Consider the following 23,371-nt stretch of genomic DNA (forward strand, 5'->3'; position numbering starts at 1 on the left):
AACAAAAGTCCGATTTCTAAATAAGAAATCGGACTTTTTTATTACCTTTATTTACTTGAAATCTCTTGATCATTTTGAACGTCTAACGGAGCTCTCTTCCCTATTCCGAAAGCATAGAAACTAATTGTTACGATAGCTAAGAAAACAATACCTACAATTAGTGAAATACGAGTATCATCATTAAACCACATACCGATTAATACCATAATTAAAAAGGCAATTGTTAAATAGTTTGTAACAGGAGCAAATGGCATTTTGAACGGATGATCTTTCATCTCTGCTCCTTTTTCTTTTCTAAAACGGATTTGACTAATTAAAATGACAAACCATGGTACCATACCAGGAAGTACACTTGCACTATATACATATACGAATAAGTTTTTCGGTGCAATGTAGCTTAAAACAACACCAACCGCTAAACCGATAATCACGCCAACTGTACCGAATAAAGGTACACCATTTTTAGAAATTTTCGCAAAGTATTTTGGTGCTTGTCCATTTACACCTAACGTATAAAGCATACGTCCAGCACTATAAATACCACTGTTACAACCAGACATTGCCGCTGTAATAACAACGAAGTTAATAAGTCCAGCAGCTGCCGTAATACCGACCTTCGCAAAAGTCGCTACGAACGGACTACCAATTGAACTTAATTGATCCCAAGGATAAACAGTTACAATAACGAAAATAGCACCAATATAGAAAATTAAAATACGCCAAATTGTACTTTGAATTGCTCTTGTAAGTGTCTTCTTCGGATCTTTCGCTTCACCAGCAGTAATCCCGATTAATTCCACACCTTGATATGCTCCAACTACAAGCGATAATGCAAAGAAGAATCCTGAAAAACCACCTGTAAAGAAACCACCGTTTGTCCAAAGATTAGATATGCCGATTGCTTCTCCGCCGTTACCAATTCCGAAGAAAATAAGACCAAACCCCGCAATAATCATTAATAAAATCGTAACGATTTTAATCATCGCAAACCAAAATTCAAATTCACCAAATGACTTAACAGAAATTAAGTTAGCTGCACCAAGAATAACCATTGCAATAACACCCGGTATCCAAGCTGGCAAATCCGGGAACCAATATTGCATATACGCTCCAACCGCGATAATCTCTGACATCCCAACGATAACCCACTGGAACCAGTTACTCCAAGCTGTCATATAACCAGCTAACGGGTGAATATACTTATGACCGAACGTCGCAAATGAGCCTGTACTTGGCTCCATATACAACATTTCTCCCATGGCACGCATGATGAAGAAGATAAAAATACCTGCAATTGCATATGCAAGCATTACTGAAGGACCTGTCCATTTAATCGTGCTGGCTGACCCCATAAACAAACCAACACCAATTGTTCCGCCTAAAGCAATCATTTGAATATGACGTGCTTCTAAACCTCTTTTCAATTCTTTGTTTGCCACTTCACTTCCCCCTCTTAGATGATTCATAGCCGCATTTTAAAGTAAGACGCTGTACCCTAATTCCTTTTTGGTCTGAAAATGATGAGGCGAGTATCATTTTTATCACACTTAAAAGTTGTTCTTTATTATTAAGTCGTAAAAGCCTCTTCATTTTCCTCCCTTTTTAAAATTGTAAAATTTCTTATTTTATAATAATTCATTTATCTGAAAAATACAATTACTTTTTTCTGGAAAATTGTTATATACGAATCGAATACAATCCATCACTATATTAGTAACTAAAAACATAAATTCAATATTATTGAAAAATAAAGGTTTTTTTCCAAAACTCTCTATTAAATAATAAACTATTGTAACGCATTTTTATTCAACAAAACCTTAACTATCTCTCCTCTGTAAATTCCTTTTCGTTTCGCTAACTTTATTCCTGCATGTTGTTTTTCTTTAATCATTTCTCAAAGGACCTGCTCATTCATTATTAAAGAACATAAAGTAATGTAAACCCGTTAAAACAAAAGAGTGAAACAATAATTTCCCCTCTTACGTAAAGGGGAAATTATTATGGGATATGGTGGTAGTTGCAGTGGAGGCTGTGGTTTTGGTGGCGGATTCGCCTTACTAGTTGTGCTCTTTATCTTATTAATCATAGTTGGAGCTAGCTGCAGCGGATTCGGCTGCTAAGAAAAGACACTCTTAAGAGTGTCTTTTCTTATGAATTCATTTTAAATTGTAATAACACTCATATTTTTTTAGGTATTACTGTCCTGGGTTTCGCTACATATCCATCAGGCTAACAAATAACCCAATACGAAATGAACTGTACCCCATAAAATGGATAGTTTAATAAAAAGGCCTTTGTATAACAAGAACGATATAAACTATTCCTTTTAGTTATTATTGATTTATTAAAATAAAAATTGAGACCCAAAAGACAAGAAAGGTTGGCATTTTGCCAGCCTTTCTTGTTTACTACTTAATTCATTTTACAAATGAAAATTTTATTTTGGGATACTTAAAAATCTTCGCTTAATGAGCATGGGGTCAGGCTGAAAAAATATAGAATACCGTATAAAATTCAGAATTTTATACGGTATTCATGCAAGACTTTTGTAACATTTATGAAAGAAATTTGAAAGGTGTTTATACTAAGATAAACTTCGGAACGTTAAATGCAGTTTAACAAATAGAAAAAATAAGGTAGCACAAAGTGAGGAGCACAATTATGAATGGAAATGCAAAAAAAAGTATGCGAAAAGTCCTTCCTGTAGGGATTGCAATGGGGATTTTATTCAGCGCCAGCCCCGTAACAGAATATAAAGTGAAAGCAGATGTTGATACATTCGCAACGATTGTTACAACATTTGGAAATGTATATGACACGTTTCTTAAAGAGCCATTTGGGAAATGGTTAGAAGAACAAGATGCAAAAAACAGTTATGCATCTCGTTTAGAAAATGTTGCTTATAAAGCTCCTACTTTTAACAAAGGGGAATTTGGTATTAGTGTGTTTGATTATTATAAAGATCAGAATTTTAGCAAGAAAATTAAAATTGCTTATACCAATGGGAAAGTTGAATATAAAACAATCAAGCATGGAGAACAAATTCGTATTAAGGGCGCTGGTACAATAGTAGACTTAACTCCTGATGAACCAGAACTATCTAAACATGATATTTTGTATATTACACAAAAACAATTAGATGAAGGAAATACGGGTGTTTCACTTACGAATTTCAAAACCTATTATCTAAAAAGTGACAATAGCGGTGGTAAAAATGTTTTAGCAGCTGAATTTGAACGTCAAGAATTCCCAGGATATTTTCTTACTAATGGTTCTGGTTTACGTGATATTCGTTATGTTAATGAAGATCTTTTTAGTAAACTACCAGAAGGAAAACGAATATTAGCAACAATTACTTCACAGCCAGTAGGCAAAGATGTTCTTTCTAATTATGTTACGAATAACTCCGAAGCTCTTGCAGATTTTAATAATCGGTTACCTGATATATTGGCAGATCGTACTAGCATCCTAGAGACACCTATTGCACTACCATTTACTACACTAAATGATGGTAAACCTTATCAAATTATCCCCTATAAAAAAGGGACGAATAAAGTATTGGTAAAAACAGGTTCAAAATATCTTTCAGGGAAAGAAGGAAATGCACTTCAATATTCCGATTCAATTGGTGATGATGAAGTGTTTGAACTTGTCCAGATTGATCAAAAATCTTTTTACAATAATGTTCAGTTCCATTTGAAAAACAAGAATGGAGTAAGTTTGGCTGGTAATCAAAACATTCATGGATTCGCTACTGATTGGAGTTTCAAATCCGAAATTCGTTTCACTGCAAAAAGCAACAATGAAATTCATAACTGGCTAAGAGAGTGGTATCCAGGTAAAGAAAATGAGAAACAGAAGTATGACGGAATACAGATAATAGCTGATGAAAAGGATCCTACTAAACAGATTGCAAAAGATTCTTCTGGAACCGTAATAAAGAACAGTTGGGTAAACCGAGATGGCAATCAGTATTATGCAGGCTCTGATGGAATTCTCTTGACAGGTTGGCATGAAGTTGAGGGAAAGACATATTATTTTGGCTTGTATGAAGGATTAATCAATACAAATGGATTCGAGAATGATGGGAAGTACTACAACTTCAATGACGATGGTTCTGTGCTACGATCAGCATGGAAGGAAGATCAAAATGGTCTACACTATTCTGATGCTTCTGGAGCAATTATTAAAGAAGGTTTGCGGGAAATTGATGGTAAAATTTATTATTTCCAAAATTACAAGGCAACTACAAATGAAATACGTGTAGAAGATGAAAATAGAATTCTTCACTTTTCTGACAAAGGCGTACTTGAGAGAGCTTCTAAGTTCAATGGAGAAGCGCTAGATAATAATTGGGAGACTGTTATTTTTAATGACAAAGTGTTAGTATTCGGAAAAGATGGTTCTATTAGAAAAAATGGGGTTTCTAAAATTTCTTTACCTGGATGGGATGGAAAAGAGAAGCCTACACTGGTATATTACAGCTTAGAAGAAGGGCCTAACTATACTGGTTGGAAGGAAGTTAATGGTAAAAAATATCATTTCGAAGATGGTAAAAACAGTAATTTAGATAGTTATGAAACCATTGAGGAAAAAAGATATTATTTTAATCATGACGGAGAAGCTAAACTAACAGGATTTGATAAAGTTGATGGTAAGATATACTATTATAACGATAAAGGCGAAATGCAAAAGGGTTGGCAACAAATCGATGGTAAATGGTATTATTCCGATGATTCTGGAGCAGCTAAGATAGGATGGTTCCAAGGTCCTTACGAAACCACTACCCATGGTTATGGATACTTTTCATATTATGCTAAAGCGGACGGTTCAATTTATCAAGACGTCACTGTTGAAATTAATGGCAGGAGTTATAAATTTGACAGTCATGGACACAAACGATAAATGATACAAAAAGTCTATTTTTTATAAATTATAGACGAGTGTTGTTCACGACTATAACAACAACTAAAAAATGATTGAGAAAAATTCAACATATACATAATAAGCGGAGGCAAATATAGTGGCTTTAAAAGTAGTACTTATCGTTATTGGTGCAGCATTAATTTTATCGGGTGTATATAAAATGAAGAAGTATGATGCATTCGTAGGAAAAACTCAAACCAGAAAAAATCTTTTCAACTTGTTAATTAATGGACAGAGTTCTGGAATAGGACAATTATTAAGTGGGATTGTGTGTATCGTTTTAGCAATCGTAGCCTTTATAATTAAATAATTTGCCAATAAGGGAGCTAAGATATAGAACTTAGCTCCTTTTATGATGATAAAGTCTTTAGGCAAAACAAAGATTTTTTCTAAAAATGTACATAGTCTATAGAAGTATAGATGGCACTCGTTATGAATAATTTTCTTAATAACCATTTCGCTTTAATATGCGATAGATAGTGGTTCTATCAACATTTAAAAAATCAGCAATTGGATTTTCTTCAGATAAATCCAACCATGTATCTTTTAATGAGTTTAAGTTAGCTTTTTTATTTTTTATAATCAACTAATTCAAATAAATCCCTCGTGCTACGAGAAATGGTCTATCAAACTTGGACATATTGATAGTACTACTCTATAAAAGGTGTGTGATCAGTATGGAAAAGGAGAATATATTTAAGTGGAAACATTATCAACGAATTGTTTGGATTAACTGCTTAACAGGTGATTCTGTTAGGAATCCTTGATTCTTTTTTATTTATCATCTTTTTGCACCAGAACTGATATTTTTATAGCAAAAAAAGAACCAAGAAAAATTTAAACAAGAGGTTGTAGATGCTATTGGAAACCTCAGCTTAGTTTTTTTAAAATTTCAACACATTCATTTTATGTATACACTTCTTTAGGTCGTTAGCCGAAAGAAACGAAAATAAAAACACAGGATATTATCTCTGTGTTTCTTCAAATTTTCTTTTTTGAATATATGCTTGAGCATGAATAATTTCTTCTTGAAGCTCTTTTAATTCTTTCATAGATTCTGATTCAATAGCCATGTAAGTAGTAACTAAACTGATCATCATATCCATCTTCTCTACTATATTTTGAATGACTTGTTTAGATTGCTCTTTTTTAGGGTGCTGTATTGCTGTTAATACATCTTCCATATAATTGTTCTGTCTTTGCCGGATATCATAAATAAACTGCTTTGTGTTTGAGTCCATTTGTCTTTCCTCCGTTTTAGATATATTACTATTCTATCATACCCAAATAGGAAATATTGGATTCCCCTGAATTTACACCTGTCTCGTACATATCCCAAAATGAGACAATTGTTACTACAGAAAAAGCAAAAAAATTAAGCGAATATAAAGCTGTTTACATGATTCAAGATCATCTGTATTTGGCGTACGAAGCTCTACAAAAAGGAAAAATAAATTTTCTATGCTTGCTCCCTGTTTTACTTTGCTACCTGATAAATTGTAAATCTGACAGGTGACAAAAATAAAAGGAACACTACTTTTATTTTAAAGTTGTGTTCCTTTTATTTATAAACTATTTAATTATAAAAGATAAAATCCCTATAATTATACATGCAATTCCGCTTAAGAATTGTCCCAGTCCCGCTGCTTCTCCTAAAATAAAGAAATTAAAAATATTTTTTCTTGTTTGTGTTTTTCCTATAAATGCTTCATCCGTTTTCATTCTATATATACCCCATAATACTAAGATTACGCCAAAAAGTATAAATAATAGTTTTAAAATCATCGTGTAGTTACCTCTGTTCCGTATATTTTTTATGTATGTGATTCTTTATTTTCATTCTATAAAGGCAGTTTAGAAAATAAGGTTCCTTTTCCATACCACTTTATTTTTCTAGTACATCTGAACGAACTAGTTTTTAATCATCTGTTTTAATTACATCTGTTGAAATTGAAACTTTCTTCTGGCACCTGTCCATTTTTAATATTTAATGACGGGGTTTTTTTTTCAACAGAAGTGATCGCACTAAAAGCTGAAGATACTGTACTTGCTCCCGCTTTTAAAGAAAAAACTGGACTTACTAGAACAGCAAATACTAATCTTGCGGGAGTTACTTTTTTTTCATTTGATCCATTTTATTTCTTCCTCTCTTTCATCATATCTACAAAATCACAAAAGATGAAATTATACTTCAGATTAAAATATAATCACCTTCGATACAGTACTCTTATTATATATATCTTTCAATTTCCTTTCGTAAATGTTACAAAAGTCTTTCAACCGCCTCATTTTTTTCTGATGTAACAGGAAGAGTAAACCAAAATTCACATCCCTGTTTCCCATCTTGGCGGTCCCGAACACCAATTTGTCCTTTATGCAGTTCAACTAGCGATTTTGCAATAGCTAAACCAAGTCCAGAGCCTCCAGATTGTGAACTTCTTGATGGATCCGTTCTAAAGAAACGGTCAAATATACGCAATTGATCCTCTGGAGAAATCCCCTCCCCTTCATCACACAAAGTGAATTGGACTTGCTGCTTCTGTTTATTTTCCTCTACAATTAATTCGATTGTTCCACATGTAGGAGAATGCCGAATCGCGTTATGCAACAAATTATTGATAACTCGCGCTATTTTACATGGCATAATCCAAATTCTTGGTAATGTCTCAGAAACGTGCAATTGCAAATCAATCTCTTTATCTTGCAATAAGATAGCATGTGAATCTATTACTTTTAATAGAATGCTATCTACATGTATTAAACTTGGATAAAAAACTTCTTGTCCAAGTTCTAACTTAGAAAGGTCAAATAAATCATTAATTAATCCACTTAATCGTTGTATATCATTTAGGATTGTCGTTAAATATTGTTGTTTCATATTAGGATCTTCAATTAATCCATCTTGTAACGCTTCTATCATCAATTGTATGCTAGCCATGGGAGTTCGTAAGTCATGGGAAATATTCGCAATCAGCTCTGTACGCGCTTTTTCTCCTTTTTCTAACTTAGCAAAGCTTTCGTCCAATTTTTTGGCCATTTCTTGAAAAGCTTCTGCTAATTCTTTAAACTCTTCCGGTTCTTTCCCTATTATGTACATCGTTCCAAATTGTCTATCACTAAATTGTTTGGTTAAGGCAATTAAATTTTGAATAGATCTCATAATAGGACGTGTCATTAACCAGTAAATAATTGTAGATATAATCATCGCTACAATTACTATTACTATTAATAAACGTGTCTGTTCTGGTCTAAGTAACATTTGCCTTTCACTGTACCATATAGAAATTACCATGATACCCGTGCTTAATAGATTCATCAATAAAAGTTGATTTCGTAACTTCATTTATCGTTTCCTCCATCTGGTTCAAAACAATAACCGATGCCCCAAACCGTATGAACCCAACGGTTCTTTGTTGCAGGCTTCTCCAATTTCTCACGTAAACGACTCATTAATACAGTTACTGCATTTGTGCAACCTTCATACTCAAATCCCCAAATTTGTTCAAGAAGTTGAGACCTTGAAAACACCTGTTTAGGATGTTTTGCCATGAGATAAAGTACCTCAAACTCTTTCACCGTTAACTCTATTTCATATTGACAAACAAATACACTTCTTTTCGTTGGATCAATTTTCAAATCTGGAAACTCTATCATTCCTGATGTAGGCTCTATTCCTTGAATTGTCACTTGACTTCCTCTTCTTAATATAATTTGTACCCTTAATACTAATTCACGAGGTGAAAAGGGTTTTGTTACATAATCATCCGCTCCCATTGTTAATCCTAAAATCCGTTCTCTTTCTTCTCCTCTCGCAGTTAACATAATAATAGGTACATTGGAATGTTGGCGAATTTCCTCACATAGTTCCCATCCATCTTTTTCTGGCATCATCAAATCTAAAATAATTAGATCAGGTTGAAATTCTTGAAATACATTCCATCCTTCTGTTCCGTTCACAGCAGTGCATACTTCATACCCTTCTCTTTCTAGGTACCGTTTACATATCTCTCGTATATTATCTTCATCTTCTATAATTGCAATTTTTGTTTTCATACATTAAATCTCCTCTGTTCCTTCATCAATGGCGAATGATATAAAATCAATATGCGTAAATTCATCTTAGTTTATATACATTGCATTTTTCTTTCGAAAATATAACAAAACCCTTTCACAACTATCATAAAAAATTATCACTCAAGTAAAAAAGTTTCTTTTTCTATAGCCGAGAAAAAGAAACTTTTCACTTTTAAGACATACATGCAACTTAACCTAAATGGTATTTAGAGCGACCTTCTTTTCCCTAAATTAACTTTTTTATCTTCTGTTACATCATGAATTATCAATCTAACTTATTAAGTAAATTTTGAAAGAATCCTTTTACTTCATGCATAAAATGTAACGTCTAATAAAATTAGGAGTTGTACTTCAAATTCAAGTTAAATTATCCCTATTAAATCCATTTTTCTTTGCCTGATCAAATCACTTCAGACTCCCTATGTTTCTACAAGATAATAGTTTGATTTTTCATTTTCAGAGATTTATTTGCTAGTTATGATTACATGTTATTTGTACTAGCATCACCAACTGAGTTACCGTTATAAATTGGGAAAAACAGAGTAACAGCAGTTCCTTTCCCAACTTGACTTTTTATACTGATTTTTCCACCATGACTTTCAATGATTCGATAACTCATCATAAGCCCAACACCCGTCCCTTTTTCTTTTGTACTATAAAAAGGTTCACCTAGTCTTTTAATTCTTTCTGAAGGAATACCTACTCCTTTATCCAAAATACTAATCTTAACTTCGGTACTATTATATTTTTTCACGCTTATAATGATTTCTTGACCATTTTGTATAGCCTCAATAGAATTTTGTAAAATACTATAGAAAACTTGTTTTAATTGAATTTCGCAACACTCAACCAATAAGGTTTCAACATCCATATTTAATACAATACGAATATTCTTCATAATTGCTTGTGTACTTATTAAGTCAACTACATTATCTAATATAGTACAAAGATTTTTAGGCTCAAATACTGCAGCATTCGGTTTTGCAATAGATAAAAATTCTTGAAGAACTGTTTCAATACTACTAATTTCAGAAAGTATTAGGCTTAAATATTCTTTATCCTTCCCTACTTCCTGTTGCAATAATTGCACGAACCCTTTAATTACTGTTAATGGGTTACGAACTTTATGAGCGACCCCAGCTGCCAATTGTCCTACTGCATTAAGGGTATCTGATTTCTTTAATAACTCCGTCGTTATTGTACGTTCTGTAATATCACGTACAATAATCATAATTTCATCCTCAAAAAGCGGTAAAAGTCTTGCTTCAAAATAATAAATTTCATCATCTAGTTGTAGAGAATAATCTATTAATACAGGAGCGGCTGAAGTTTTTATTTGATTAATAGCCTTCTCAAATTGCTTTATAATAGAAACTGGTAATATTTCTTGGAATTTCTTTCCTATAAATTCTTCAATTGGAACATAAAATTTAGATATGGAATTAACTTTACAGTCCCTAATGGTCCCATCAAGGTCCGACAAAAAATACAAATCAGGAATTGCTTTAAAAATTAATTCTAGTTCAGTCGAGGTTTGTTTAAGTTTCTCTTCCATCCTCTTACGCTTAGTTATATCAATTCCAATTGCTCCGATACTCCATCCTAAAGCTGGAATACTATGTAAAATATTGGACCACATAATAGTTTTCATCTCACCATTTTTACATGTGATATCCATCTCCCAATCCCTAAAATCGTGACCATTTTCCAACAAATCGTTACTATAAGGTCTATGAGGATGTAGCAATTTCATCACTTTTGGATTGTTAATTATTTCATCTGCATTATATCCAGTTACTAATTCACATTCCCGATTCCACATAATAATATTTCCTTTTTCATCAATAGCATTAATCATAATCGGCATATTTTGTAATATACTACTTAAACAAATTTCTTCATGAGTTGTTATCGCATTTATTTGTGAATCTTTTTCATGAAATTTTTTAAGGTGTAATTGTTGTGTTGCCATCTCTTCAATTAGATTTGCAATGCATTTAAAATGTGTTATATGAGAATCCGCAATAACCTCTTTATTAATACTTGTTCCTATAACAAAGGTTGCTATATGCTCCTGCTCAATAATGATTGGAATATGCATTTCTTGGGACGATTGGATTTTTGGATTATGAAAAAAAGGGTCACCTTTGGAAAATATAACATTTTGATTATTATCAAGGAGACAGAATGGAACTTTAGTTAAATTATAAAATTGCTCTGTTATATTCTTAAACTCGTTTATATTTATAAGATCTTTAAGTGTGTATTTCATTATTTAACCCATCTCCTTTATATTTACTATATCTTTAAGACTCCCAATATAAATTTTCCAACTAGAAACAATAAACAATTCCCTATTACAATGATGGATTCGTTCTGAAATACCCTAGGACCAACCGCATACTTGTATAGAGTAATAATACAAAGGTTTAAACTATAAAAAGGGCCGCAAAGCTTTCTTAAAAAAACGCTCTGCGGCCTTATGCTTTCTTGTTTCACCTAAATAAAAATCAATTGTATTTCTTTCTGAATCAACGGCACGCTATAAGTAAATCTATTATCTTCTTACTTTTATATAAACTATTTAATTCTAAATCATACTGATAAACCTAGTTTATAATCATTGTACAAACAAAAAACAATCTATATTTCCCTATTATCTTTACTAATTTTAATATTTACAAACTAAGCAACTACTGATAACGTTGTAATCGAAATAATTACATCGTTTCATCATCCCTATCAAATCTCGAAATCTTATGTTGTATCATATCTGCCATCTTAAAATGAGCATAAATTTTTGATTAATAATGTTTTCATTTAAATGCTATTGGTTTATTCATACTATTTCCCTTTATGTTTAGATTCATAACATGAGTATGTCCAAGTTTGATAATACATTTTTATTCACCAAAATTTTTTGTCCCCTCCTAAAGACATTTTTTCATGCTCTCCTCCGTAATATAAGTCTATTTTGATAACAAAAATAGCTTTTGTAACTTTTGTAACTGATTTTGTAATTAATGAAACCAAACATAAACCAAACGAAAACGAAACATAAACCAAATATAAACCAAGCATAAACCAAGCATAAACCAAATATAAACCAAACGTAGAACAAACACAGGCCAATACCAGATTTTAGATAAAATCTTATATCCCCCCACATGGCAACTATATTCACAATTTATTGTAGATGATAAAAAACAGTTGCTAAAAAAATCTCTTGTTTAATAAATAAAATTTGTAAAACTGTAGTACTAAAATTATCAGCTCGAATGATAATTTTTATAAAAAAGAGAGTCTCATTTTTCAATGAGACTCTCTTTTTTATATATTTAAACAGAATTTTCAGCTCTATCATTCAAAATAAATACTCGAGTGAAAACTACCATAATTACTACAATAACTAAAAAATATAGGGGCATGACTACTAAGGAACCTGTATGCAGCTGGCTCATACCCCAAATTGTCACCGTCACTATTATATAGTACCCTAAGCTAAACAATGCTCCTGCTGTACCAATGACGTCCTGAAAATCTACTAACGCTAAGCTAAGACAATTCGGTAACGCTACCCCAATTCCTAATAGCAATATAAACATCGCTACTAAAAATCCAATCATATATATTATGTTGGGATTTGATCCAACATAAGTAATAACAGATAAAATGACTGCTCCCCCTGTCATTACAATACAACCTATATATATGATTTTCTCCGGTTTATAAATAGGCAGTAACCGTTTTGAAACTTTCGCTCCAATAATAGAAGCAGACGCAACTACAATTCCTAGAAATCCGTACATACTAGGTGATAACTGAAAGTATTCAATAAAGATAAACGGCGCTTCTGCGTAGTAGCTAAATAAAACACCATTCGCTCCTCCAATCAATAGACCGTATGTTACTACTTTCGGATTTGTAATTAATCTTTTTAACACTGAAAACACATTTATTTTGTCCGTTACTGTGTCCGTTTTTGTTTCCGGAAGAGAAACAAAAGTATACAGCAAAATTCCAACACTCATAACTACTAAACTTAAAAACACCATTTTAAATCCAAACATTTGATCAAGAAAGCCCCCAATTAAAGGACCTATCGCTGGTGTAAAAGCAATGATTGCTGAAATTTGAGCAAACATAACATGACGCTTATGCCCTTCTACACTTTCACGAAGAATCGTTTGTGTCACAACTGAACCAGCACTTGCTCCAAACGCTTGAATAAAACGACTTAACAATAAAACTTCAATGGAACTTGCAATAAAGCATAAGAAACTTCCAGCGCCATATACGACAATTCCAAGTAACATTGCCCGGCGACGACCAATTATATCGGATAACCATCCAATAAAAAATACACCTAAAGCAAATCCAGCAAAATAAACACTAAGTGTTAACTGTACCTCATTATTACTTACGTGCAACGCCTTTGAAATGTCAGGTAAAGACGGTGTGTAAATCGTTTCACTAATTTGCGGAAATGCCACAAGAATTATCATTAACCAAAGCGATGGTACTGAGACTTTTTTCATTTTTAATACCCTCCTATAACTTTGAAAATCTCAGAAATGAATAGACTTTCCTTAGCTATGGAACAGGAGGGGCCATTATAGAAATTCGATCATAAAACAACAAAGAAAACACCTCAATCACGTATGTTAATACTTATAGGAGGGTAATATTAACATTGATTTTACAATATAGTCTTTCAATTATATGATAGGTTGTATTTGTTTTCTAGTGTTCATAATCTGAATATTTGTTAGTAGACGAATGTCCTTTTTATTCTCTCGGAAAATCGATTCGTTTCAAAAAAGTTAATAACTTAATACAATTACCTTATTATGAAATAATTCTCGCATTCGTACCTTCACGATTATGAATTGACCAATCAAAAACATAATGCAGTGACCCTTGTCAATTAGACAGGATTTAAAAAGCTCAACTAAACAACTGAACTCCCCCTCCAATTGTTATACATAGTCTAACAATTGGAGGGGGAGTTTTTTATGGCTAAATTTTCACTGATTGTTCTTCTTGATAGATAATTTCACCATCAATAATAGTTGTTTCTACTTTTAAATCTTTAATTTTGTTTGGATTGACACTTAAAATGCTGTCATTTAATATAACTAAATCCGCCAACTTTCCGATCTCTATGCTTCCTTTTATCTCTTCTTCAAAACTCGCATAAGCGCCATTCCATGTGTATAATTTAACAGCTTCCATTACGCTTATAGATTGATTAGCACCAACCTCCATTCCAGACTTGGTTTTTCTATTTACAGCAACATGAATTCCTAATAAAGGATTATAGTCAGTAACTGGCGCGTCCGATCCACCTGCTGCAATGATGCCACGATCAATAAAATCCCGAGCAGCGTACATGTGATTAACACGATCACCATAGTGCCGGGCATATATCTCTCCGAATTCATATGGGAATGGAGGATTTGGAATAGGAATCACTTCGAGTTTTTTCATTCTCTCTTGTAAATCTGGTGAAGAAATTCCCGCATGCTCGATCCGATGACGGTGGTTTTTTCTTGGTGATTCCTCCAATGCCTTTTCTACACAATTTAAATACATTTCAATTGCTTTATCACCTTGTGCATGTACAGTGATTTGATAACCTTTTTTATGCGCTTCACCTAAAACCCGATAGATTTCTTCCTCACTATAATAAAGAATGCCATAATTGTTAGGGTCACTGGAGTACGACTCACGGGTTGCAATTGTAGGCCCGGTGCTACTTCCATCTGTAAACAATTTAGCTGGTCCAACTTTGAATCTCTCATCTCCGGTACCAGTTACCACACCAGCTTCGACCATTTTATTAACAAATTCATGGGAGTTATTTATCTGACATATCATTGCATATATTCGGACACGAATATCCTTACTCTTCACAGCTTGTTGTAGTAAACGGTAACTCTCAGGTCCATCTCCACCTGCGTCATGTATACTTGTTATGCCCGCTGCAACGAAATGATCTGATGCAATTTTCACAGCCTTCATCATTTCACTTTCTGTATAACTTGCAACTTCGCTCATCCTCATATTTGCTGCTTCAATTAACTTTCCTGTAAGCCTTCCTGCCTGATTCTTTTCAATAATCCCCCCACTCGGATCCGGTGTGTTCTCGTTAATCTGCGCAATTCCTAGTGCTTTACTGTTCACCACGCTTATGTGGTGGCAAGTACGGGATACAATAATAGGGTGTTCAACTGAAATTTCATCCAGCTCAGTAATTGTTGGATAACGCTTTTCCTTCACAGCGGTTTCATTAAAGCCCCAAGCACGTATCCATTCACCTTTTGGAGTTTCTAAGGCCTTCTTTTTCAGATCATCTAACAAAGCCTCGATAGAATCAATATGTTCAGCTTTACAACTGACCGCCAATTGATTCAATCCATGAGAAATGAGGTGAATATGGGAATCAATGAATCCAGGAAGAAGCGTTTTTCCTTGCAGGTCAATTACAACCGTTTTTTCTCCTATAAAACTCTTAACCTCCTGATTTGAGCCAACGACTACGATACGATTATCTTTTATTGCTACAGCTTCGACTACTGTATTCTTTTTGTCTACTGTAATAACTTCTCCATTTATCAATACAACATCAGCTTTCATAAACTCAACCCTTTCTGAATTTAAAGTTATATCTCTCAATAGGCTCTTCCGCTTTTCAACAAGATTTATCAATAATTAATTAAAGTTGAGCTAAACATTCTTTCATTGTTTTAACGATAAAAGTAAAGTCTTCCTCTGTGATGCTTAATGGAGGCGCAAGCTGCAAAATATTATTGTAACCTGCAACAGTGTCACCATTTTTACCAATAATTAGACCTTTTTCTTTACAAGCATTGATGACTTTGTTCACCTTTTCAATGGAAGCCGGTTCTTTTGTTTGCTTATCTTCCACTAGTTCAATACCTAAAAGAAGGCCTTTTCCGCGAACATCTCCTACGTTTGGATGCTCTTTTACATCCACTAGTTCATCTAGCAGTCGTTCACCCAATTCTTTGGAACGTTCAATGAGTTTCTCATTCTCCATAATTTCTAAATTCTTCAAAGCTAAGGCACAAGCAGCAGGATTTCCTCCAAACGTATTCACATGGCGGAAGCGATCATAATCTTCACTACCTACGAATGCCTCATAAACCTCTTGTCTGACTGCTGTTGCTGACAAAGGAAGATACGCACTTGTAATGCCTTTTGCCATTGTAATGATATCTGGTTTGACTCCATAATTCATAAATCCAAACGGCTTCCCTGTTCGGCCAAATCCACATATAACTTCATCACAAATGAGCAACGCACCGTGCTTCTCGCAAATTTCTTTTACTTTTTCCATATATCCATCAGGAGGCATTAAAATTCCGCCTCCGGTAATAATTGGCTCCATAATCACACCGGCTACTGTTTGGCTTAACTCCCATGTCATGACACGATCGATTTCATCAGCACTTGCCAGTGTATGAACATCCTCTGGATTGCGATACGTATCAGGCGGTGCTACATGCAGGAATCCTTGCCCCAATGGTTCATATTTATACTTTCGTTGTGCTTGACCTGTTGCTGCAAGAGCCCCCATTGTGTTACCGTGGTAAGCACGATAGCGTGAAATAAACTTATAGCGTCCGTGATCACCTTTTTGTTGATGATATTGACGAGCAATTTTAAACGCTGTTTCATTCGCTTCCGATCCACTGTTAGAAAAGAAAATGACGTATTCGTCACCAAGCCATTCATTCAATTTTTCTGCTAATTTAATGGCAGGAACATGACTTTGTGTCAGAGGGAAGTATGGCATTTCTTCAAGCTGTTCAAAAGCCGCTCTTGCAAGCTCTTTTCGACCATACCCAACATTCACGCACCAAAGACCAGACATACCGTCTAAATAACGGTTTCCATCAATATCCGTCACCCATGCCCCTTCTGCTTTTGTGATAATTAAATTCGTTGGACTAGGGGCTGCTCCTCTCATTGCATGCCAAAGGTACTTTTCATCTGCTATTTTCAAACTTTGTGTTTGTTCTGTCGCTTGCACAATCACCAACTCCATTCTATCTTTTTATGATTTTACATCACTCTTTCAATAACGAGCCGTAAGCATTTTCTTGCGAGTATAGAATTCTACGCCATCTTTTCCATTTGCATGGAGATCACCATAGAAGGATTTCTTATAACCTGAGAATGGGAAAAATGCCATTGGAGCGGGAACTCCAAGATTGACCCCAAGCATACCTGCATCAATTTCTTCACGGAATTCACGAATGGCTTTAGCGCTATCGGTGTACAGGCATGCACCATTTGCGAATGGCGATGCATTAGCAACATGAATCGCTTCCATCAAGTCTTTTACGCGTACAACAGAAAGAACCGGTGCGAAGATTTCATCTTGCCAAATTTTCATTTCCTGTGTCACATTGTCAAAAATCGTTGGGCCAACAAAATAACCTTAGCTGTTTACTGCATCGTCTTCACGTCCGTCACGAATAAGTGTCGCTCCCTGCTCTACACCGGATTGAATGTATCCGAGTGTCCGCTCTTTATGTCCTTCACGAATAACGGGACCAAGGAAAACACCTTCTTCCAAGCCATTACCAATAGTAATAGCATTAGCCTCTTGAAGCAGTCTATTAACGAGCTCATCTGCAACGTCTTCTTCCACGACAACAACAGACGCAGCCATGCATCGTTCACCAGCTGAACCGAAAGCAGCACTTGTAATTTCTTTCACTGTAGAACTAATGTCCGCATCTTTTAATACGATCGAATGATTTTTTGCCCCTGCAAGAGCTTGTACACGTTTGCCGTTAGCTGCTGCTGTTTTATATATATACTCAGCCACAGGTTGAGAACCCACGAAAGATACAGCCTTCACATCCTCATTGTCAAGAATGCCGTTAACGACGTCATGTGCACCATGCACAACATTTAGTACTCCATCTGGAAGACCTGCTTCTTTAAACAGTTCAGCTATGCGATTAGCCAGCAACGGTGTTCTTTCAGATGGTTTTAATACAAACGTATTTCCGCATGCAATCGCGAGTGGAAACATCCAGCATGGAACCATCATCGGAAAGTTAAATGGCGTTATTCCTGCGATTACTCCGATTGGGTAACGATACATCCCTGATTCAACACCAGTAGCAATATCAGGAAGTTGCTCTCCCATCATTAAAGTGGGTGCACCTGCGGCAAATTCAACACATTCAATCCCCCGCTGTACTTCACCATATGCTTCTTTATAACTTTTTCCGTTTTCCAAGGTTACGAGTTTAGCTAACTCTTCCCAGTTTTCAATTAATAGCTGTTGATAGCGAAATAGAATCCGAGCACGCCGAGGCACTGCGATCCTTCTCCATGTTTTGAATGCTTCTTTAGCAGTTGCTACAGCTCTATCTACATCTTCTTTAGTCGAAAGCGGCACACGAGCAATAATCTCTCCTGTTGCTGGATTTGGTACATCTTCAACTTGTTTACTTGTGGATTCTATCCATTGTCCACCAATATAATTTTTCAACGTTTGTACATTTTTCATTACTACCATGGTGAAGCCTCCTATTTTAAAATAACCGTCCTATGTATTTATTGCACCCACAAAAGAAAGCGCATTCATTTGACGGTATGCAAACTTATTTACAATACATTTCTTCAACATTACTAATCTTAATTTTATCCATTGCATACGCAGGAGCAGTCATCTTCTCAGCATTTGTCCACTCCCCAGTTCACATTATTTTAGATTAATCTCATGGTTCATCTTATAATTCTTTTTCAGAAATACTGGGCAATCCCATTCACAAACAAGGTCCTTAGCCAAGGAAACGATCCAGTCCTTTGTAATATGATATTTTTTCCCATCAACAGTAATAAACACTTCACCATCTGTCACGTAGAAAACTTCCTGCTCTTCTACATGCCACGTTCCTTTATTCGGTTCGCCTACCCATGGTTCCCATGTGTAGGCACCTAGTTGCTCTGCTTCTTCTGCTGTAAGTTTTTTCGCAAAAAACATAATGATCCTCTCTCTTTCTTATTGGTAATTTTGAAGGAATAAGTCTATAAATCTACTGTCTTAACATTTGTATTTTTTAAACGTTTAAACTCTTTTTTCATAAAGTATATGGCAATGAGAACACCTGGAATTTCTGCAGCAGGAGCAGCGTACCATACACCTTCTACACCCCAGAATTTCGGGAAAATAAATAGAAACGGTAACATGAACAACAATATTTTGCTTACACTAATAAACGTTGCGGACCAGTTTCTCTCTTGTGATTCGAAATAACCAGAGATAAGCAAGCTAACTGCACTAAGCGTAAACAAACAATTGAATATAACTGTCGTCCAAATGCCCAGTTTCTGCAATTCAGCATTACCACCAGAAAAAAATGACACAATTGGGTCTGCAAAAATGATTAGTATGGCTGTCACAATCACAAAGAAGGAAACTGTAAAAATGAGTCCCATCTTAATTGCTTGTTTCACACGATCAAGGTTGCCCGCACCGTAATTATAACTAATAATTGGTTGAAGTCCTGTCATCCCACCGAGCGCTGCTAAGGCGAGGAGATTTGTAATGTAACCGTTTTGAATCGTGAAAGCTGCAACGTGCAGACCACCACCGTAGCTTTGCAGTAAGTTGTTGGTGAAAATAATTGCAATAAACATCATGAACTGACTCGAGAAAGATGCAAAGCCTGTCCAAACCACTTCACCAATCTTCTTGAGATTAATCATCATATCTTTCATTTTTGGCTTAAGTTTTGTTTTACCAAACCAGAAATAAAAGATTAGGAGAACAGGAATTGATTGCGAAATCGTATTGGCCCATGAAGAACCCATCATCCCCATATCATACTTCGTTACCATAATCCATTCTGCAATCCCAGCAACAGCTGCTGCGACTAGCCAACTGTTCATTGATAGTATAGGTTTTTCATCGATATTAGCTAAAATACTTAATACAACGGCCAATATCGTTAATGGCAACGAAATCCATAGCAGTCGGCTATATTGCACTGCATATGGAAGTGCTTCATCACTTGCTCCGAATAAAATCATAATATCATTTTCAAAGACCAATCCAAGTATAGCTAACAAAGTGGAAAGGAAAAGAGTAAACCATAAAGTTTGCCCCATAATACTTCTAGCTTCTTCGATCTTCCCTTTTCCAAGTCGAAGTGAAATGACCGCTCCGGCTCCCACACCCAAAAGAACACCAATCATACGGGTAATAACCATGACCGTAAATCCAATTCCGATTCCTTCTATTTCCAGCTCTTGAAAGCCACTGACGAAATAACCATCAACAACCGATACAACTCCTAGAATTACGTTAGCCATAATTCCTGCCAAAGCAAACCGTAAATATAGTAACGGAATACTTTTGGTTCCCAGCACTGAATCATCCACCGGCTTATTCATTACTTCTGGTTGCTCTATTTTTGATGACGGACGGTTGTCCACTATTTTCATGAGCATATCCCCTTATAAATAATTTATATAGCAAGTTAAGCTCAATTAATTCGCATACCAACCTACAGGCTTAGCATGCTGGTGGATATTGATTTGCTTCGTTTCCATAAAGTGCTCCAGCCCAACAGTACCTAACGCCCTGCCGATTCCACTTTGCTTATATCCGCCCCAAGGGCCTTCCACATAAGCGAGATGATAACTATTAATCCAAGTAATTCCCGCACGCAATTTACTAATAACACGTTTTGCTCGGTCCATATCTTCAGTAAATACAGCACCGGCTAATCCATAAATGGAATCATTCGCTTTTTGGATGGCATCTTCCTCATCCTTAAATTTCTGTACAACAAGGACTGGACCAAAAATCTCTTCCTGCACAATACACATATTCGCATTTACATCAGCAAAGATTGTTGGTGCAATGAAAAACCCTCGATCAAGCCCATTTTCTGTTAAGCGCTTACCACCACAAACTAATTTTGCACCTTCTTCGATTCCTCTCTTTATATAATGTAAAACTTCATTCATATGAGACTCGTTTGTGAGGGCTCCCATTTCAATGTTCTCACTTTCCCCGTTGCCAACTACAATTTTGCTCGCACGCTCGGCCAATCTTTCAACAAACTTATCGTAAATGGTCTCTTGTACAAGCAAACGGGATGCAGCTGAACAAACTTGCCCAGCATTGTGGAAAATACCAAACATCGCATTATCGACTGCGGTTTCAAAATCCACATCGTCGAACACAATAAGTGGAGATTTACCACCCAGTTCAAGTGTTATTTTTTTCATATTACCCGCAGCTGCGCGCATAATACTTTGACCTGTTTTTGTTCCACCGGTAAAGGCAATTTTGTCAACATCATGGCTCTCTGCAAGCTCATTTCCAACCTTTGAGCCAGGTCCCAATACCAAGTTTGCCACTCCGTCCGGAAGTCCAACCTCTTCGATAATTTCAAATAATTTGAATACGCTTACAGGAGTGACGTCAGCAGGTTTAATTACAATTGTATTCCCTGCGGCAAGTGCAGGAGCAATTTGCCAAACAGCTAACATAAGCGGAAAGTTCCAAGGTACAATAAGTCCACAAACACCAATCGGTTCATGAATAATAATTGTTTCCGAAGAATCAGCACGAGTGTAAGATTCCTTTTTCATACCTTTGATCAAGTCGGCATAATAGCGGAAGCATTGAATCGATACCGGAATATCTACATGGGTTGTTGCACGGATAACCTTACCGTTATTTGCAGTTTCCAAACGGGCAATTTCAGCTGTCTTCTCTTCAAGACGGTCTGCAATCTTATATAGATAGTCAGCTCTTTCATCAACCGATAAATCCGACCAGATTCCGCTGTCAAACGCTTTACGAGCCACCTTAATTGCTATCTTCGCATCATCTGCTGATCCATGAGCAGACGTTGCGATAACCTCTCCCGTTGCAGGATTGATAATGTTTCGTCTAGCACCGGATAATGCTTCTACCCATTTCCCGTCAATGAACATGTTAATTTCCATAAACACCTCTCCTTTACGCGATAATATCTACCAGTTTGAAACCAATATGTGCTATATTGACCAGCATCGTTTTCTGATTATAGAATGGGAATGATTTGAGGCGTTCCTTTTCAAATCGGTATCCACCTGCACTCCCCGTAACAATCCATTGTGCCAATAACTTACCAAACAATGTCGAGAGAGACGCGCCATGGCCCGTATAACCCGTTGCGAAATATGCGCCTTCTTTGGATCTACCGATAACCGGGAACGTATCAATTGTAACCCCGATAAATCCACCCCACCGGAAATTAATCTTGCTTCCTTCTAGTTTTGGCATTATTTTAACCATGGCATCGTAAACATTTTGATAAACAGCATCGCCTAAGTTTGGACGAATATCGCCACCGCCAAATATGATCCGATTATCTGGTGTGCGCCTGAAATAGTAAAGGAAACTGCTTGTATCAAAAACCATGCGATCTTTAGGAATGACGGTATTCACCAGTGATTCTGGAAGCTGTTCAGTAGCAATAATACGTGCCGAAATTGGCAGTACGCCTTTATTCAGTTCAGTCATGATTTTTCCAGAGTAACCATCTGTAGCCACAATAATGTCTTTCGCAGTAACAGCACCTTTTTCTGTTACAACTTTCACACTATTTCGGCCGTACTCAATAGATAGTGCTTTCGAATGCTCAAAGATTTTTGCACCGATCGATTTAGCTGCTTCTCCCAAACCAATTGCATAGTTCAGTGGTTGGAACGAGTAACTCGAGTTGTCGACTAAACAGCCATAATAATGCGGGGAATCGATCTCTTGGTGCAACTGACTTCGATTAAGCACGCTTGATTCGTATCCAAAATTTTTGTTTAAGTATTCACTTTCATGTTTCAATCCTTCAAAATGCTTGGCTTTGTAAGCCGCCACAATGTGACCTGTCTTTCTGAAGTTACAGTTGATTTGATGCTCGTCGATAATGTTTTTAACTAATTCAACACTAAGCAGAGAAAGATCGTTAAGCTGTCTCGCCTCTTCGGCACCATACTTCTTGGCAAGCTCCTGTATCGTTGACTTATAGCCCGGCAATACCATCCCGCCGTTGCGACCGCTTGCGCCATATCCGATTGTTTCCTGCTCAAGGACAATGACACTCTTCCCTAACTTTTGCAAATGATATGCAGAAGAAAGACCTGTGAAACCTGCGCCAATAATGACAACATCCGCCTCTTCATTTCCTTCAAGAGGTTTTCCTTTGTCATAGCTGTTTGCAGTCGCTGTCCATAGTGAGAGAGTATCCATATGATCCATCTTATCCATAGCTAATCCTTCTCCTTTCGTGACATGTATGTTACAATACAGTCAAAAATATTCTCA

General features: G+C 35.7%; 16 protein-coding genes and 3 pseudogenes. 3 read left to right on the forward strand and 16 right to left on the reverse strand.

Annotated elements, in window-relative coordinates:
- Positions 1-47 precede the first annotated feature (47 nt).
- Positions 48-1,439: an amino acid permease gene (locus CQZ94_RS09250; protein WP_142395793.1), complete on the reverse strand. Its 1,392-nt coding sequence runs from the start codon at positions 1,437-1,439 to the stop codon at positions 48-50.
- A gap of 561 nt (positions 1,440-2,000) precedes the next feature.
- On the opposite strand from CQZ94_RS09250, the gene CQZ94_RS09255 reads away from it, so the two are divergent.
- From CQZ94_RS09255 to CQZ94_RS09265, 3 genes are all read left to right on the forward strand, one after another.
- Positions 2,001-2,120, forward strand: a complete 120-nt coding sequence (locus CQZ94_RS09255; protein WP_105585168.1) for a YjcZ family sporulation protein — start codon at positions 2,001-2,003, stop codon at positions 2,118-2,120.
- Positions 2,121-2,661: 541 nt separating this feature from the next.
- Complete coding sequence (locus CQZ94_RS09260; RefSeq protein WP_105585169.1) at positions 2,662-4,905, forward strand: N-acetylmuramoyl-L-alanine amidase family protein; 2,244 nt, start codon at positions 2,662-2,664, stop codon at positions 4,903-4,905.
- Between the two features lie 118 nt (positions 4,906-5,023).
- Positions 5,024-5,236, forward strand: coding sequence for a hypothetical protein (locus tag CQZ94_RS09265; protein WP_105585170.1), 213 nt, complete (start codon positions 5,024-5,026; stop codon positions 5,234-5,236).
- Positions 5,237-5,422: 186 nt separating this feature from the next.
- On the opposite strand, the pseudogene CQZ94_RS31680 reads toward CQZ94_RS09265, so the two are convergent.
- The 15 genes and pseudogenes from CQZ94_RS31680 to CQZ94_RS09345 form a co-directional block, all read right to left on the reverse strand.
- A pseudogene (locus CQZ94_RS31680) lies at positions 5,423-5,546 on the reverse strand (recombinase family protein); the annotation flags it as partial.
- A 345-nt stretch (positions 5,547-5,891) separates the two neighbouring features.
- Positions 5,892-6,167, reverse strand: coding sequence for a hypothetical protein (locus CQZ94_RS09275; RefSeq protein ID WP_105585171.1), 276 nt, complete (start codon positions 6,165-6,167; stop codon positions 5,892-5,894).
- A 331-nt stretch (positions 6,168-6,498) separates the two neighbouring features.
- Entirely contained in the window at positions 6,499-6,711 is a 213-nt protein-coding gene (locus CQZ94_RS09280; RefSeq protein WP_078174106.1) for a hypothetical protein, read from the reverse strand.
- 478 nt (positions 6,712-7,189) lie between these two features.
- Positions 7,190-8,269, reverse strand: coding sequence for a sensor histidine kinase (locus CQZ94_RS09285; protein ID WP_105585172.1), 1,080 nt, complete (start codon positions 8,267-8,269; stop codon positions 7,190-7,192).
- The gene (locus CQZ94_RS09290; protein ID WP_105585173.1) at positions 8,266-8,979 is read right to left on the reverse strand and encodes a response regulator transcription factor; all 714 of its coding nucleotides are present in this window, start codon (positions 8,977-8,979) and stop codon (positions 8,266-8,268) included. The genes CQZ94_RS09285 and CQZ94_RS09290 overlap by 4 nt, the downstream gene beginning before the upstream one ends.
- A gap of 502 nt (positions 8,980-9,481) precedes the next feature.
- On the reverse strand, positions 9,482-11,272 hold the full coding sequence (locus CQZ94_RS09295; protein ID WP_105585174.1) for an ATP-binding protein: 1,791 nt from the start codon (positions 11,270-11,272) through the stop codon (positions 9,482-9,484).
- Between the two features lie 168 nt (positions 11,273-11,440).
- A pseudogene (locus CQZ94_RS31685) lies at positions 11,441-11,542 on the reverse strand (DDE-type integrase/transposase/recombinase); the annotation flags it as partial.
- Positions 11,543-12,338: 796 nt separating this feature from the next.
- Positions 12,339-13,538 carry a multidrug effflux MFS transporter gene (locus tag CQZ94_RS09310; RefSeq protein ID WP_105585176.1) on the reverse strand — a complete coding sequence of 400 codons (1,200 nt, stop codon included), beginning with the start codon at positions 13,536-13,538 and terminating at the stop codon, positions 12,339-12,341.
- 481 nt (positions 13,539-14,019) lie between these two features.
- The gene (locus CQZ94_RS09315) at positions 14,020-15,639 is read right to left on the reverse strand and encodes an amidohydrolase (RefSeq protein WP_105585177.1); all 1,620 of its coding nucleotides are present in this window, start codon (positions 15,637-15,639) and stop codon (positions 14,020-14,022) included.
- 79 nt (positions 15,640-15,718) lie between these two features.
- Positions 15,719-17,074: an aspartate aminotransferase family protein gene (locus CQZ94_RS09320; protein WP_181149470.1), complete on the reverse strand. Its 1,356-nt coding sequence runs from the start codon at positions 17,072-17,074 to the stop codon at positions 15,719-15,721.
- Positions 17,075-17,104: 30 nt separating this feature from the next.
- Positions 17,105-18,565: pseudogene (locus CQZ94_RS09325) on the reverse strand (CoA-acylating methylmalonate-semialdehyde dehydrogenase).
- A 186-nt stretch (positions 18,566-18,751) separates the two neighbouring features.
- Positions 18,752-19,033 carry a cupin domain-containing protein gene (locus CQZ94_RS09330; protein ID WP_105585179.1) on the reverse strand — a complete coding sequence of 94 codons (282 nt, stop codon included), beginning with the start codon at positions 19,031-19,033 and terminating at the stop codon, positions 18,752-18,754.
- A gap of 44 nt (positions 19,034-19,077) precedes the next feature.
- Positions 19,078-20,496 (reverse strand): MATE family efflux transporter, encoded by a 1,419-nt coding sequence (locus CQZ94_RS09335; protein WP_105585180.1) that lies wholly within the window; start codon positions 20,494-20,496, stop codon positions 19,078-19,080.
- A gap of 45 nt (positions 20,497-20,541) precedes the next feature.
- Positions 20,542-22,014 carry an aldehyde dehydrogenase family protein gene (locus CQZ94_RS09340; RefSeq protein WP_105585181.1) on the reverse strand — a complete coding sequence of 491 codons (1,473 nt, stop codon included), beginning with the start codon at positions 22,012-22,014 and terminating at the stop codon, positions 20,542-20,544.
- 13 nt (positions 22,015-22,027) lie between these two features.
- Complete coding sequence (locus tag CQZ94_RS09345) at positions 22,028-23,314, reverse strand: NAD(P)/FAD-dependent oxidoreductase (protein WP_105585182.1); 1,287 nt, start codon at positions 23,312-23,314, stop codon at positions 22,028-22,030.
- Positions 23,315-23,371 lie beyond the last annotated feature (57 nt).

The organism is Bacillus sp. MYb209, from assembly GCF_002975175.1.
Lineage (GTDB): Bacteria > Bacillota > Bacilli > Bacillales > Bacillaceae_G > Bacillus_A.

Bases quoted from the DNA above. Each gene is read 5' to 3' on its own strand.
- CQZ94_RS09310 (WP_105585176.1), bottom strand. From the start codon at position 13,538: ATGAAAAAAGTCTCAGTACCATCGCTTTGGTTAATGATAATTCTTGTG.
- CQZ94_RS09275 (WP_105585171.1), bottom strand. From the start codon at position 6,167: ATGGACTCAAACACAAAGCAGTTTATTTATGATATCCGGCAAAGACAG.
- CQZ94_RS09345 (WP_105585182.1), bottom strand. From the start codon at position 23,314: ATGGATAAGATGGATCATATGGATACTCTCTCACTATGGACAGCGACT.
- CQZ94_RS09330 (WP_105585179.1), bottom strand. From the start codon at position 19,033: ATGTTTTTTGCGAAAAAACTTACAGCAGAAGAAGCAGAGCAACTAGGT.
- CQZ94_RS09320 (WP_181149470.1), bottom strand. From the start codon at position 17,074: ATGGAGTTGGTGATTGTGCAAGCGACAGAACAAACACAAAGTTTGAAA.
- CQZ94_RS09280 (WP_078174106.1), bottom strand. From the start codon at position 6,711: ATGATTTTAAAACTATTATTTATACTTTTTGGCGTAATCTTAGTATTA.
- CQZ94_RS09315 (WP_105585177.1), bottom strand. From the start codon at position 15,639: ATGAAAGCTGATGTTGTATTGATAAATGGAGAAGTTATTACAGTAGAC.
- CQZ94_RS09340 (WP_105585181.1), bottom strand. From the start codon at position 22,014: ATGGAAATTAACATGTTCATTGACGGGAAATGGGTAGAAGCATTATCC.
- CQZ94_RS09255 (WP_105585168.1), top strand. From the start codon at position 2,001: ATGGGATATGGTGGTAGTTGCAGTGGAGGCTGTGGTTTTGGTGGCGGA.
- CQZ94_RS09285 (WP_105585172.1), bottom strand. From the start codon at position 8,269: ATGAAGTTACGAAATCAACTTTTATTGATGAATCTATTAAGCACGGGT.
- CQZ94_RS09290 (WP_105585173.1), bottom strand. From the start codon at position 8,979: ATGAAAACAAAAATTGCAATTATAGAAGATGAAGATAATATACGAGAG.
- CQZ94_RS09295 (WP_105585174.1), bottom strand. From the start codon at position 11,272: ATGAAATACACACTTAAAGATCTTATAAATATAAACGAGTTTAAGAAT.
- CQZ94_RS09260 (WP_105585169.1), top strand. From the start codon at position 2,662: ATGAATGGAAATGCAAAAAAAAGTATGCGAAAAGTCCTTCCTGTAGGG.
- CQZ94_RS09335 (WP_105585180.1), bottom strand. From the start codon at position 20,496: ATGAAAATAGTGGACAACCGTCCGTCATCAAAAATAGAGCAACCAGAA.